The organism is Pseudomonas sp. B40(2017), from assembly GCF_002112855.1.
GTDB classification, from domain to species: domain Bacteria; phylum Pseudomonadota; class Gammaproteobacteria; order Pseudomonadales; family Pseudomonadaceae; genus Aquipseudomonas; species Aquipseudomonas pharyngis.
This window is the reverse complement of record NZ_NEIT01000003.1, coordinates 82,223-94,522: the sequence shown is the minus strand read 5'-3', so window position 1 is coordinate 94,522 and position 12,300 is coordinate 82,223. Positions and strand designations below refer to the sequence as shown.

The following is a 12,300-nucleotide window of genomic DNA, read 5'->3' as shown; positions in this document are numbered from 1 at the left end:
TATCAGTTACTGCGCGTCCAGTTGTTTGCCACGGGTTTCCGGCAGGCTCAATGCCGCGAGGATCACCACCCCGTAGGACACTGCCGCAAAGGCACCGATGCCTACACTCAGCGGCACTTTCTGGCTGAGCAACCCGATCAACAGCGGGAACAACGCCGCCAGCGCCCGGCCGATGTTGTAGCAGAAGCCCTGCCCCGAGCCGCGAATCCGGGTCGGGAACAACTCGGTGAGAAACGCACCCATGCCACTGAAAATCCCCGAGGCAAAAAAGCCCAGCGGAAAGCCCAACCACAGCATCACGCCATTGCTGACCGGTAATTGGGTGTAGAGCAGAACGATGGTGAACGAGCCGACCGCGAACAGGATGAAGTTCTTCTTGCGGCCCAGCAGGTCGGTCAAATAGGCGCTGATCACATAACCGACGTAGGAACCAATGATCACCATCGCCAGATAACCGCCGGTGCCGAGTACGCTCAAGCCGCGTTCGTTCTTCAGAAAAGTCGGCAGCCAGGAGGTGATCGCGTAATAACCGCCGAGGGCGCCGGTGGTCAGCAACGAGGCGCGAATCGTGGTGAAGAGCATGCCGGGGGCGAAGATCTCGTAGAACTTCGACGGGCTGTCCGGGGTTTGCTTGGCCTTGGCTTCGCGGTAGATCTCCGGATCTTTCACCAGACGCCGGACAAAAATCACGAACACCGCCGGCACGATGCCGAGGATGAACAGTGCGCGCCAGGCGTCTTCCGGTGGCAACACCGAGAACAGCAGCGCATAGAGAATCGCCGTCAGCCCCCAACCCAGCGCCCAGCCGGATTGGACCATGCCCACCGCTTTGCCGCGATCCTTGGCGCGGATCACTTCACCGATCAGCACTGCGCCAGCCGTCCACTCGCCGCCGAAACCGAAGCCCATCAGTGTGCGGGCGATCAGCAGCTGTTCGTAGTTTTGAGCGAAGCCGCAGAGAAAAGTGAAGAAGGCAAACCACAGCACCGTCAGTTGCAGGGTGCGCACGCGGCCGATGCGGTCGGAGAGAATCCCCGCCACCCAACCGCCGATGGCCGAAGCGATCAGAGTGCTGGTGTGGATCAGGCCGGCTTCGCCAGTGGTGATGCCCCACATCGCGATCAGGGTCGGCACCACGAAGCTGAGCATCTGGGTGTCCATGCCGTCCAGACCGTAGCCGATCTTGCAGCTCCAGAAGGTCCGGCGCTCCTGCTGATTGATGTTGCGATACCAGTCGAACGGGCCGGGACGGGCCGCAGTCTTGGGGAGGTCGAGGGTGTCGGGCGCACTCATGGCATGTCTCCGCAGGCTTTTATTGGTCTTGTTCGAAGCTCCGACGACGCCTATCGTGGGAACCGGATGCGTCGATTCTTGGGTGCGTCACCCGGTCGCGTCCAACGAATAAAAACCCGCCCAAGACATAAGAAAAATTTGTTGCCATGAACCTGAAGTTTCTCGAAACCTTCGTCTGGGTCGCCCGGCTGAAAAGTTTTCGCCTGACCGCCGACAAGCTGTTCACCACCCAGGCCTCGATCTCCAGCCGGATTGCAGTACTCGAAGGCGAGCTCGGGGTGAAGCTGTTCCTGCGTGACTCACGCGGCGTCAGTCTGACGCCCGAAGGTTTGAAAGTGCTGGATTATGCCGAGCAGATGCTCGACACGATGCAGGCGCTGAAGCAGTCGATCGAGACCCGATCGAGCAAGGTCGGCCGGGTACGTATCGGCGTGATGGACACGGTGATCCACACCTGGCTCAGCCCGCTGGTGGCGCAGATGACCGATCTGTACCCTCGGGTGGAAATCGAGCTGGTGGCGGATACCTCGCTGAACCTCTGCGATCAGCTGCAAAAAGGCTTTCTCGACCTGATTCTGCAAACCGATCTGGTACGTCAGGAAAGCGTGCGCAGCCTCGAGCTGGCCAGCCACCCCATCGGCTGGATCGTCGCCAGCCATTCAATCTACAACCGCGACTACCAAAACCTCGCCGACCTGGCGCAGGAACGGATCATCACCTACTCGAAAAACTCCCGCCCACATCAGGACATCCTGGCGCTGATGCAGGCCCAGGGCGTGCTGGCGCCACGCTTGAACTGTGTGAATTCAGTGTCGGCGATCACCCGTCTGTTGCGCGACGGATTCGGTATTGGCGCGTTGCCGCCGGTACTGGTGGCCGAGGAACTGGCGCGAGGGGAATTGACCCTGCTTGACATCGAACAGCGTCCGCCGAACCTGCAGGTGGTGGTGTCGTGGCGGGTCGGTGTGGAATGGGTCGAGGAGATTGTGACGCTGTGTCAGCAGGTGCTGGAGGAATATGCGCGCAAGGTAGGTACGAATTACATCGTTCTAAGTTGATCGTTCCCACTGCGTGGGAACGATCCATCGAAGCTTACAGCCCGCGCACATCCCGGTCTTCGATCGGCCGGCTCTGGCGCAGGCGCTTGCCGCCCAGCACCACCCAGTCGATCAGACGGAACAGGCATTCAAGACCGAACGACAGCAACATCGCGCTGCTCATGCCCCAGATCATCGCTTCCGGCGTCAGCAGGATCTGGTAGCTGTAGCCATTCCAGGTTTCCTTGCGGATGTCCGGGTCGGCGGCCAGCACCACTTGCAGGAAGCGGATGTACCACGGGCCCTGCATCGCCTGGAATTGCTTGTCCAGCGCCAGCTGACGGTTGAGCAAGGTGCTCAGGCTGTCGGCATCGCTGCGAAACACCGGATCTTCGCTGGCTCGATAGTGGGCGACCAGCGCCTGGATATCACCCTTGAAAAACTGCTCGGCGGTGCCCTGGAAGCCGCGTAGACCAGTCTGCGCCTCGATCAGGTGCGCTTCGACCCGCTTGGCGTAATCGTTGATGAAGCCCGGCACCTGGACACCGATCAACAGGCCCGCCGCAAACAACACCAGCCGTAGATAACTGAGCAACATGGGGGTGCAATCCTTATTCGGTCGTGCCTTGGCTGACGCATTCGCCGCGTCGCCACAGGCTCCATTGGCCCGGTTCGTAGCGGGTCCAGGTTTCGTTTTCGGTCAAGGGTTCGGTGGCAATCACCGTGACCACGTCGTTGGGCGTGGTTTCGGCCTGGAAGTCGACAATCACATCGACATCCTTGAGCCGCGCCGGGCCAAACGGTGCGCGTCGGGTGATCTGCGCCAGTTTGGTCGAGCAATAGCAGAACAGCCAGTCGCCGTCGCTGAGCAGGCAGTTGAACACGCCTTTGCTGCGATATTCGGCGCAGGCCGCGACCAGATCCGGCAGCAGCACTTCTATATCGACCGGTTCCGGAAACGCTGCACGTACCCGGTTGAGCAAATCGCAGAACGCCGCTTCGCTGTCGGTATCGCCGACCGGGCGGTAGAAACTCTTGATCGGGGTGAAATCGGCGAGCTGGCCGTTGTGCGCGAAGCACCAGTTGCGCCCCCACAGTTCGCGGACGAACGGGTGGGTGTTGGACAGACAGACCTTGCCGACGTTGGCCTGACGGATATGCCCGATGACCACTTCGCTCTTGATCGGATAGCGCTGCACCAGATTGGCCACTTCCGACTCGCTGCTGGCCGCCGGATCCTGGAACAGGCGCAAGCCGCGCCCTTCGTAGAAGGCAATGCCCCAGCCGTCGCGATGTGGCCCGGTGCGACCGCCGCGCTGCATCAGCCCGGTGAAGCTGAACACGATGTCGGTCGGCACGTTGGCACTCATGCCCAGTAATTCACACATGTGCGGACTCTCGTGATTACAGACGCGGCTCGACCCGCATGCGCTGCGGATTGCTCGGCACCGGCGGGCGACCGTAGCGGTCATCGCCGGCACCGCCGAACGGTTGATCGGCGTCACGCTCGTCATCGGCGCGGGCCGCTGCGCGGGCGGCTTCAGCCTGCTCCCGGCGGGCCTTGGAGGCGCGTTCGATCGGCAGGCGGATCAGCACAAAAATCAGGTACAGGCCGAATGCGATCATGGCGTACATGAGCAGTTCGGAAATGGCGCGCCAGGCGTTGTTGCCGACCTTGAACGCCAGATCCAGCGCCGTGATGGCGATGGCCGGGGCGAATTTTTCCTTCACCGGGTCAATGATGGTCGGGCTGAACAGCAACACCGCCATCAACACACGCAGCGGCTCGCGCAGCCAGCGCCACATCCAGCGGGTCATGCGCATCCACACCAGCAGGCAGCCCACGGCGGCAAAGGCGTAAAGGCCCCAGGCGATCAGATAGTCGTTCTCGGTCATGGTGTCCATGGCAAGGCAGGCAAAGAGGCGCTTATAGTAACGACTTTTCGCACGTCAGGCTTCCCCGCCGTCCGTGCGGCCCTTATTTGTCATGTCCGAGAGCTTTCCATGCCCGTATCCGCCAACGTCAGCAGCGCCCCGATTGCCCACAAGGCCGCCGGTCACGACCCGTACGCCTGGCTGCAGGAACGCGACACCGACGCGGTGCTCGACTACCTCAAGGCTGAAAATGACTACCAGCAGGCACAGACCGCCGATCAGGCTGAGCTGCGCGAAACCCTGTTCGAAGAGATCAAGGGCCGGATCCTCGAAACCGACCTGTCCCTTCCCTCGCCATGGGGCCCGTACCTGTATTACACCCGCACCACAGCGGGTGACGAATACGCCCGTCACTACCGCTGCCCGCGTCCGGCCGACGACAGCCTGACCCTCGATGAAAGCCGCGAACAATTGCTGCTCGATCCGAACGCCCTGGCCAACGGCGGCTTTTTCTCCCTCGGCGCCTTCAGCATCAGCCCGGATCACCAGCGTCTGGCCTACAGCGTCGACGCCTCGGGCGACGAGATTTACACGCTGTTCGTGAAGGAATTGTCCAGCGAGCGTGTCAGCGAACTGGAATTCCAGGATTGCGACGGCAGCATGACCTGGGCCAACGACAGCCTGACCCTGTTCTTCGGTGTACTCGACGACACCCATCGCCCGCACAAGCTGTTCCGCTATCGCCTGGATGGCACGGCCGCCGAAGAGGTGTTCCACGAACCGGACGGGCGTTTTTTCCTGCATTGCTACCGCGCCAGCTCCGAGCAACAACTGCTGTTGTCGTTGGGCAGCAAGACCACCAGCGAAGTCTGGGCGCTGGACGCCAATCAGCCGCAGCAGCCATTCACTTGTCTGGCGCCACGGGTCGAGGATCACGAATACGACGTCGATCACGGCAAGCTCGACGGCGAGTGGACCTGGTTCATCCGCACCAACCGCGACGGCATCAACTTCGCCCTGTATCAGGCGCCGGACACCGGCATCGCACCGAGCGAAGCCGACTGGCAGAACCTGATTCCGCACAGCGATTCGGTGATGCTCGATGGCGTGACACTCAATGCCGAAGCCCTGACCCTGAGCCTGCGCGAAGGTGGTCTGCCGATCATCGAAGTTCGCCCACACGGTCTGGCGCCTTATCGCGTGCAATTACCGGATGCGGCCTACAGCCTCTATGTGCAAAACAGCCTGGAATTCGAAAGCGACCGCATTCGCCTGCGCTATGAAGCGCTGAACCGTCCGGCTCAGGTTCGGCAATTGATCCTCGCCACCGGCGAACAGACTGTCCTCAAGGAAACCCCGGTGCTCGGCCCGTTCGACGCCGACGCCTACGTCAGTCAGCGCCTGTGGGCGACTGCGCCGGACGGCACCCAGGTGCCGATCAGCCTGGTGATGAAACGGGAAATGGTCGGCAAACCCGTGCCGTTGTATCTGTACGGTTACGGCGCCTACGGTTCAAGCCTCGATCCGTGGTTCTCCCACGCGCGGCTGAGCCTGCTGGATCGCGGCATGGCGTTCGCCATCGCCCACGTTCGCGGCGGTGGTGAACTGGGCGAAGCCTGGTACCGCGCCGGCAAGCAGGAACACAAGCACAACACCTTCAGCGACTTCATTGCCTGCGCCGAATTCCTGATCCTCAACGGCATCACCACCGCACCACAACTGGCGATCAGCGGTGGCAGCGCCGGTGGCCTGCTGATCGGCGCGGTGCTCAATCAGCGTCCGGACCTGTTCGGTGTGGCGATTGCCGAAGTGCCGTTCGTCGACGTGCTCAACACCATGCTCGACCCGGACCTGCCGCTGACCGTCACTGAATACGACGAGTGGGGCAATCCCGAAGAGCCGGAGGTCTACGAGCGGATCAAGGCCTATGCGCCGTACGAAAACGTCACTGCACAGGCGTATCCCGCAACACTGGTGATCGCCGGCTATAACGACAGCCGCGTGCAGTATTGGGAAGCGGCCAAGTGGGTGGCGAAGTTGCGTGCGACCAAGACCGATGACAATCCATTGCTGCTCAAGACCGAACTGGGCGCCGGCCACGGCGGCATGAGCGGGCGTTATCAGGGATTACGTGACGTAGCGCTCGAATATGCATTTGCTTTCAAGGTTCTGGGCATTGCCTGAGGAACTCCGCCGGTCACTTGGGTCTTAATTCCAGACCCGATAGGCCGATAGCACATCAATCCCTTGTGGGAGCGAGCCTGCTCGCGATAGCAATCTGTCAGTCATGTTGATGTTGGCTGACACTCCGCCATCGCGAGCAGGCTCGCTCCCACAGGAGTTCTGTGCAACGCCTTGAAACAGTGAAAACAAAAAAAGACCGCACGACATGTCAGAACCCACCCTACTGAACAACGAAATCCGCGACTGGCTGATGGACTGCGGCCTGTTCGATCAATTGCAACTGGCGGATTTCGCCGCCGCTTCGGGTTACTTCAGCATCAGCACCGTGGCTGAAGGCGAAGCGATCTTTCGCGAAGGCGATGCCGGCAGTTTCATGTGCATCATCCACACCGGCCAAGTGGCCGTGCAGAAAACCGGTGGCGACGGCCAGGTCGTGACCATGGCCACCCTGCGCAGCGGTCGGGCGTTCGGTGAAATGGCCGTGCTCGACGGCGAACGCCGTTCAGCGACTTGCGTGGCGGCGAGCAACTGTCAGTTACTCAACCTCGGCAAGGATTCGCTGGAAAAAATGCTCAACGACGCACCGAAGATCGCCGCCAAGATCATCCGCGCCCTCGCCGTCTCCCTCTCCAAACGCCTGCGCATGGCCGACGGCCAGCTCGCCGCCCAGCAGATCTAGCCCCCCGGGGATTTGGGTTTACTGTCGTTCTGTTCCAGGCCCGGCAATGGCTGATCCTTGGTCGGCGGGCTGGGCATTTCGATCGGCACCAGCGGCGGGCCGCCACTGCCGGGGCCGGCCTTGGGAATCGGCACCGGGCTGATCTGCGGATACGGGGTTGGCGTCGCGGTGCCGGGCGAGCCCGGTTGCGGTGTGGGGCTGACGGGAATCGTCTGTTGCGCCTGTCCGGCAGTTATCGAGAGCGCGGCCAGGGTAATGACCGTTAGAATGGTGCGCTTCATCAAGGGCTCCGTTGGCCTGAAGTCTGCCTTCAGGCTACTCCCAACGCGCCGGCTTGCCTTCCCCCCTGTAGAGATTTCCATGAAACGTTTCGTTCTGCTCGACACCACGCCGATCCCTGACAACGGCGGCGCCCTGTGCCTGTTCGAGTATGGCGAGGACTTCGTCATCAAGATCCAGGGCGGTGACGGCGGCCAATTGATGAACACCCGCATGCACGGTTCCGAAGACGCATTGGCCGAGATCCCGTGCCGTAAGGTCGCCGGCCGGCCCAACTCGCGGGTGCTGATCGGCGGTCTGGGCATGGGCTTCACCCTTGCCTCCGCGCTCAAGCATCTGGGCAAGAGCGCCGAAGTGGTGGTCGCCGAGCTGGTGCCCGGCGTGGTCGAGTGGAACCGCGGCCCGCTCGGTGAAAAGTCCGGGCGTCCGCTACTCGACCCGCGCACGGTGATTCGTCAGGAAGACGTGGCCAAGGTGCTGCAAAGCGAGCCGAACGGTTTCGACGCAATCATGCTCGACGTCGACAACGGCCCCGAAGGCCTGACCCAGAAGGCCAATAGCTGGCTGTATTCCGCCGCAGGCCTGGCCGCTTGCGCCAGGGCGATGCGGCCCAAAGGCGTGCTGGCGGTGTGGTCGGCCAGCGCTGACCGGCAGTTTTCCGACAAATTGAAGAAGGCCGGTTTCAAGGCCGAAGAAGTGCAAGTCTTCGCTCACGGCAACAAGGGCACGCGCCACACGATCTGGATTGCCGAGAAGCTCAAGGGCTGAGCTAAACTTGCCTCATAACCGTCATTAGTCTTCTGCAAAGGTGAACCCATGAGTTCGTCCACCCCGACCAACACCTCGAAGCTGGATCGCATCCTCGCCGACAACCAGCGCGACAAGGAAATGGGCTACCGCGACAAGGCCCTGAAGATGTACCCGCACGTTTGCGGCCGCTGCGCTCGTGAGTTTTCCGGCAAGCGCCTGAGCGAGCTGACCGTGCATCACCGCGACCACAACCACGACAACAACCCGCAGGACGGTTCCAACTGGGAGCTGCTGTGCCTGTACTGCCACGACAACGAACACTCGCGCTACACCGACCAGCAGTACTTCGGCGAAGGCTCGCTGAGCACGCCGAAAATCGCCAAGGCTACGCACAATCCGTTTGCGGCGCTGGCGGGGTTGATGAAGAAAGAAGACTGAGTTACCCCACTCTGATGTGATCGTTCCCACGCTCTGCGTGGGAATGCCTCAATGGACGCTCTGCGTCCGCTTTGGGACGCGGAGCGTCCCGGGCTGCATTCCCACGCAGAGCGTGGGAACGATCAACACCGCAGATCCTGAATCTGCCCGCCCTCCCCCAATCCCCGTATAATCGCCCTCTTTTTCCCGAAGGCACCCCGCTCGTGGCAGACAAACGGTACAGCTGCATTGGTTTGTATAACCCCAAATCACCGGAAAACGTCGGTTCGGTGATGCGCGCCGCAGGCTGCTACGGCGTGTCGACCGTGTTCTACACCGGCAAGCGCTATGAGCGCGCCGCCGATTTCGTCACCGACACCAAGCGCGTGCACTACGACATCCCGCTGATCGGCATCGACGACCTGAAAAAGATCCTGCCGCTCAACTGCGTCCCGGTTGCCGTGGAACTGGTCGACGGCGCCCGCCCGCTGCCGGAATACACTCACCCGGATCGCGCCCTGTACATCTTCGGCCCCGAAGACGGCTCGCTGGATCAGGAGATCCGCGACTGGTGCGAAGACGTCGTGTACATCCCGACCACCGGCTGCATGAATCTCGCCGCCACGGTCAACGTCGTGCTCTACGACCGCATGGCCAAAGGCCTGAACACCCGCTCCGGACCGAAATTCCGCTGAAACGCCGCACATCCGATGGAACGAGCTGACCGCCTGCGCAGTCAGCTTGTTTATCCATTACTCATTGCCTGGAGAAAGATCATGACCGAGCTCAAACGTGTCGAACGTATCGAATCCACCCCGTTTCAGAGCCGTCCTGAGCAGAACGTCGAAGGCTGGGAGCGCATCGGTTCGCTGGCCGGCGGCGTGATCATGGTCGGCAAGGGCCTGCGCCGTGGCGGCGTATTCGGGCTGATTCAGGTGGCGATTGGCGGCGTGGCCATGGCCCGCGGCATCACCGGCCACAGCTCGGTGAAAAGCCTGCTGGAGAAAAGCCGTCAGGACATGAACAACGTGCGGGCGAAGATCGAGCGGGCCGGTGAAGAGCTGAGCAAGCTCAAGGCCAATGCCGAGGCGGCGACCAACACCGCCACCGTGACCGGCAATGACTCGGTGAAATCGCCGAAAGCCGGGGTTTGACCGCTACCGAAGCAACCCGCTATCAAGGACCTTGGACGACTCGCCGAGAACGCTTTCGGCGAGTTGCACGAACTCTTTGGTGTCCACCGTCCCCAGATGCATCGCCCCGCGCAGGACATCATCCAGCGAGCGCTTGTTGCGGGTCTTCAGGCGAATCTCGCCGTCCAGCTCCTGCAATAGCAACACCGCTTTCGACACCTGCGCCGGGCTGATCTGCTCGCCGCGCAGGGTCGTGACTTTCTGGCTGTCCTTCGCCAGTTTCGCCTGCAAGCTCTGATAACGCTCGTCACTCATGCCGCCGGCACGGCGCACCAGTTCGATGGCGTAATACTCGGCAAACCCTTCGCTGATCCAGTCGCTGCGCTGTTCGTCGTTGATCCGCCCGAACACCTGTGCCAGTTCGCGCACCAAGGCACTGCTGCCGCTTTCGCTGACCAGCGGCAACCGCGTGTTGAGGTAGATCGACTCCCGCGCCGCCAGACTGCCGCGCCACATCGGGTCATTGGCGCCGACGATCAGCAGTTTGCTCGGGTGGCGGGGAAACACCGCCTGCACCTGCGGCCAGACAAACGTCAGCAGCGTCAGCACGTCCATCCGGCGCATGCCCTGCCCTTGCGGCGAGGCCACGGTGACTTCGGTTTCCCCCAACCGCGTGCGGCGGCTGCCGAGGTGGCCGGCGAGCATCCAGCCGGTCGGGCGGTCGAACAGGCGTGACGGATTGTCGATACGGAATTTGTTCTTGCCGATGCGCGGCCAGGCGGTTTCGACGCTTTTCCAGCCGTCGGGCAATTCAAAGTGCAGGCGCGCGACCAGTTCGATGCCGTCCTGCTGATCGAGCCTGGCCGGCGGCACCAGTTCATCGCCGCGCATCAGCGCCCAGGTCGGGGTCATGCGCGTGTCGAAGCTGCCGTTCTTGCGGCCGTGGCTGATGCGTACGCGGTAGGTCAGGCTGGCCTTGTCCGCCGTCGGGCGCCAGACCCCGCGCGCCGGTTTGCCCGGTGTCAGTTGCCACTGACCGTCGGCCTTGAAGTCGCTGTAGTGACTGCCGTCGCCGAGGTCGAAGTCCAGGCTGCGCACCACTTCGCCGTTGGCGAGGGTCAGTCGTACCTCGGCCTGATCGCTCTGCGGCAGCAGGCGTACCTGATAATCCAGATCGACTTTCTTCGCCGCCCACACCGGCGCACTCAGCGCCAGCAGCGTGACGATCAGCGCCCGGCGCAATCCCGTCGCCATACCTGCTCCTTGGTCAATCGTTAACCTGCGCGGAAAATCAGGTGATCTTCCCAGTCGTCTTCCGGCACGCTGCCTTCGGCGAGCATGCGCCCGGACTGGGAAATCCGTTCGTGGTGTACCGCGTCGCGATCACCGCAGACCAGGTGATGCCACAGCGGCAGGTCCTTGCCTTCGCTGACCAGCCGATAACCGCAGGTCGGCGGCAGCCATTTAAATTCTTCGGCCTGGCCCGGGGTGAGCTGGATGCAGTCCGGGACAAACTGCATGCGGTTCGGGTAATCGCTGCACTGGCAGGTTTTCAGGTCCAGCAGTTTGCAGGCGATGCGCGTGTAATAGACGCTGTTGTCTTCTTCATCCTCGAGCTTTTGCAGGCAGCACAGGCCGCAACCGTCGCACAGCGATTCCCATTCCTCGTGATCGAGTTGATCGAGGGTTTTGCGTATCCAGAACGGTTCGACTTTGGCGGCCATGGCTCAAGCATCAACATCAGGTGGTGAAAAGGCCGCCAGTCTAGTGCCCAAGGCCCCGTGGGCCAAGCGCTGGCGACTGCCGGTTATGCCGGGCTTGTCAGTTTTTGCACGGCCAAGTAGCTTTGCCGGTCACACCAGGCCTTTGCCGGATGCCATTAACGCTCGACCGCGTCGCATCCGGTGAACTGCAGGCTTGCGCCACAACCCCATCGTTCAGCCCAACTGATCCCGCCGGGTTTCGCTTCCAACCTGTCCTCAAACGTAGCAAGGAATCTTTCGATGAGTGCCAACCCTCGCGTTGCCGAATACGCCATTCACCCGCAGTTCACCGATCGCTGGTCGCCCCGCGCCTTCACCGGCGAAGCGATCCCGGAAGAAACCCTGCTGAGCTTCTTCGAAGCTGCACGCTGGGCGCCATCGGCATACAACTCGCAGCCGTGGCGTTTTCTCTACGCCCGTCGCGACACGCCCAACTGGGAGCGTTACCTGGGCCTGCTCAATGAATTCAACCGCAGCTGGGCACAGCACGCTTCGGCGCTGGTGATCGTGATTTCGAAAACCACCTTCACTGCACCGGGCGCCACCGAAGAAACGCCAGCGCTGTGGCACACCTTCGACACCGGTTCGGCCTGGGGCCATCTGGCGCTGCAAGCGAGCCTGAGCGGCTGGCACACCCACGGCATGGCCGGCTTCGATCAGGAGCTGACCCGCAAGGAGCTGAACATTCCGGAGGGTTATGCGCTGCACGCCGCCGTTGCGGTGGGCAAGCTGGGTGACAAGGCAACCCTGGCGGATTACCTGCAAGCACGGGAAACGCCGAGCCCGCGTCGTCCGCTGAGCGAACTGGCGGCTGAAGGCGATTTCACCCTCTAAGCCACACCCGTGATCGCCGCTGATTGATCGTTCCCACGCTCCGCGTGGGAACGATC

Annotated in this window: 15 protein-coding genes; 8 read left to right on the top strand and 7 right to left on the bottom strand. The window is 62.0% G+C overall.

Features of this window, described 5'->3' with window-relative positions; genetic code table 11:
• Positions 1-6: 6 nt before the first annotated feature.
• Positions 7-1,293, bottom strand: coding sequence for an MFS transporter (locus tag CAF76_RS07880; protein WP_064594172.1), 1,287 nt, complete (start codon positions 1,291-1,293; stop codon positions 7-9).
• A 146-nt stretch (positions 1,294-1,439) separates the two neighbouring features.
• On the opposite strand from CAF76_RS07880, the gene CAF76_RS07875 reads away from it, so the two are divergent.
• Positions 1,440-2,351, top strand: coding sequence for a LysR family transcriptional regulator (locus CAF76_RS07875; protein ID WP_085648587.1), 912 nt, complete (start codon positions 1,440-1,442; stop codon positions 2,349-2,351).
• Between the two features lie 34 nt (positions 2,352-2,385).
• Here the strand turns inward: CAF76_RS07875 and CAF76_RS07870 are convergent, their stop codons facing one another.
• The 3 genes from CAF76_RS07870 to CAF76_RS07860 are packed head-to-tail and all read right to left on the bottom strand — an operon-like array spanning position 2,386 to position 4,235.
• The gene (locus tag CAF76_RS07870; RefSeq protein WP_085648588.1) at positions 2,386-2,928 is read right to left on the bottom strand and encodes a DUF2937 family protein; all 543 of its coding nucleotides are present in this window, start codon (positions 2,926-2,928) and stop codon (positions 2,386-2,388) included.
• A gap of 13 nt (positions 2,929-2,941) precedes the next feature.
• Positions 2,942-3,718: a class II glutamine amidotransferase gene (locus tag CAF76_RS07865; RefSeq protein ID WP_025110635.1), complete on the bottom strand. Its 777-nt coding sequence runs from the start codon at positions 3,716-3,718 to the stop codon at positions 2,942-2,944.
• 16 nt (positions 3,719-3,734) lie between these two features.
• Positions 3,735-4,235: a hypothetical protein gene (locus CAF76_RS07860; protein WP_039772625.1), complete on the bottom strand. Its 501-nt coding sequence runs from the start codon at positions 4,233-4,235 to the stop codon at positions 3,735-3,737.
• A gap of 99 nt (positions 4,236-4,334) precedes the next feature.
• Here CAF76_RS07860 and CAF76_RS07855 point away from each other — a divergent pair, with 99 nt between their 5' ends.
• Positions 4,335-6,389: a S9 family peptidase gene (locus CAF76_RS07855; RefSeq protein ID WP_085648589.1), complete on the top strand. Its 2,055-nt coding sequence runs from the start codon at positions 4,335-4,337 to the stop codon at positions 6,387-6,389.
• A gap of 205 nt (positions 6,390-6,594) precedes the next feature.
• A complete protein-coding gene (locus CAF76_RS07850) occupies positions 6,595-7,068 on the top strand; it encodes a cyclic nucleotide-binding domain-containing protein (RefSeq protein WP_007956482.1) in 474 nt (157 codons plus the stop codon).
• Here CAF76_RS07850 and CAF76_RS07845 read toward each other — a convergent pair.
• Positions 7,065-7,349, bottom strand: a complete 285-nt coding sequence (locus CAF76_RS07845) for a hypothetical protein (protein ID WP_064594163.1) — start codon at positions 7,347-7,349, stop codon at positions 7,065-7,067. The two genes, CAF76_RS07850 and CAF76_RS07845, sit on opposite strands and share 4 nt — an antisense overlap.
• A gap of 79 nt (positions 7,350-7,428) precedes the next feature.
• Here CAF76_RS07845 and CAF76_RS07840 point away from each other — a divergent pair, with 79 nt between their 5' ends.
• From CAF76_RS07840 to CAF76_RS07825, 4 genes are all read left to right on the top strand, one after another.
• Positions 7,429-8,115 (top strand): hypothetical protein, encoded by a 687-nt coding sequence (locus CAF76_RS07840; RefSeq protein ID WP_085648590.1) that lies wholly within the window; start codon positions 7,429-7,431, stop codon positions 8,113-8,115.
• Positions 8,116-8,163: 48 nt separating this feature from the next.
• Positions 8,164-8,535, top strand: a complete 372-nt coding sequence (locus CAF76_RS07835; RefSeq protein ID WP_007944009.1) for a YajD family HNH nuclease — start codon at positions 8,164-8,166, stop codon at positions 8,533-8,535.
• Between the two features lie 203 nt (positions 8,536-8,738).
• The gene (locus CAF76_RS07830; protein WP_007958066.1) at positions 8,739-9,209 is read left to right on the top strand and encodes an RNA methyltransferase; all 471 of its coding nucleotides are present in this window, start codon (positions 8,739-8,741) and stop codon (positions 9,207-9,209) included.
• An 81-nt stretch (positions 9,210-9,290) separates the two neighbouring features.
• Positions 9,291-9,668, top strand: a complete 378-nt coding sequence (locus CAF76_RS07825; protein ID WP_039772634.1) for a DUF2892 domain-containing protein — start codon at positions 9,291-9,293, stop codon at positions 9,666-9,668.
• Between the two features lie 3 nt (positions 9,669-9,671).
• On the opposite strand, the gene CAF76_RS07820 is transcribed toward CAF76_RS07825, so the two are convergent.
• Together CAF76_RS07820 and CAF76_RS07815 are read right to left on the bottom strand one after the other, a co-directional pair.
• Complete coding sequence (locus CAF76_RS07820) at positions 9,672-10,901, bottom strand: hypothetical protein (protein WP_085648591.1); 1,230 nt, start codon at positions 10,899-10,901, stop codon at positions 9,672-9,674.
• Between the two features lie 20 nt (positions 10,902-10,921).
• Entirely contained in the window at positions 10,922-11,371 is a 450-nt protein-coding gene (locus tag CAF76_RS07815; protein ID WP_064594159.1) for a YcgN family cysteine cluster protein, read from the bottom strand.
• Positions 11,372-11,650: 279 nt separating this feature from the next.
• Between CAF76_RS07815 and CAF76_RS07810 the strand changes: the two genes are divergently transcribed.
• Positions 11,651-12,244 (top strand): nitroreductase family protein, encoded by a 594-nt coding sequence (locus CAF76_RS07810; protein WP_011332926.1) that lies wholly within the window; start codon positions 11,651-11,653, stop codon positions 12,242-12,244.
• Positions 12,245-12,300 lie beyond the last annotated feature (56 nt).

Coding starts and splice junctions, on each gene's coding strand:
- CAF76_RS07880 (WP_064594172.1), bottom strand. CDS start 1,293: ATGAGTGCGCCCGACACCCTCGACCTCCCCAAGACTGCGGCCCGTCCC.
- CAF76_RS07875 (WP_085648587.1), top strand. CDS start 1,440: ATGAACCTGAAGTTTCTCGAAACCTTCGTCTGGGTCGCCCGGCTGAAA.
- CAF76_RS07870 (WP_085648588.1), bottom strand. CDS start 2,928: ATGTTGCTCAGTTATCTACGGCTGGTGTTGTTTGCGGCGGGCCTGTTG.
- CAF76_RS07865 (WP_025110635.1), bottom strand. CDS start 3,718: ATGTGTGAATTACTGGGCATGAGTGCCAACGTGCCGACCGACATCGTG.
- CAF76_RS07860 (WP_039772625.1), bottom strand. CDS start 4,235: ATGGACACCATGACCGAGAACGACTATCTGATCGCCTGGGGCCTTTAC.
- CAF76_RS07855 (WP_085648589.1), top strand. CDS start 4,335: ATGCCCGTATCCGCCAACGTCAGCAGCGCCCCGATTGCCCACAAGGCC.
- CAF76_RS07850 (WP_007956482.1), top strand. CDS start 6,595: ATGTCAGAACCCACCCTACTGAACAACGAAATCCGCGACTGGCTGATG.
- CAF76_RS07845 (WP_064594163.1), bottom strand. CDS start 7,349: ATGAAGCGCACCATTCTAACGGTCATTACCCTGGCCGCGCTCTCGATA.
- CAF76_RS07840 (WP_085648590.1), top strand. CDS start 7,429: ATGAAACGTTTCGTTCTGCTCGACACCACGCCGATCCCTGACAACGGC.
- CAF76_RS07835 (WP_007944009.1), top strand. CDS start 8,164: ATGAGTTCGTCCACCCCGACCAACACCTCGAAGCTGGATCGCATCCTC.
- CAF76_RS07825 (WP_039772634.1), top strand. CDS start 9,291: ATGACCGAGCTCAAACGTGTCGAACGTATCGAATCCACCCCGTTTCAG.
- CAF76_RS07820 (WP_085648591.1), bottom strand. CDS start 10,901: ATGGCGACGGGATTGCGCCGGGCGCTGATCGTCACGCTGCTGGCGCTG.
- CAF76_RS07815 (WP_064594159.1), bottom strand. CDS start 11,371: ATGGCCGCCAAAGTCGAACCGTTCTGGATACGCAAAACCCTCGATCAA.
- CAF76_RS07810 (WP_011332926.1), top strand. CDS start 11,651: ATGAGTGCCAACCCTCGCGTTGCCGAATACGCCATTCACCCGCAGTTC.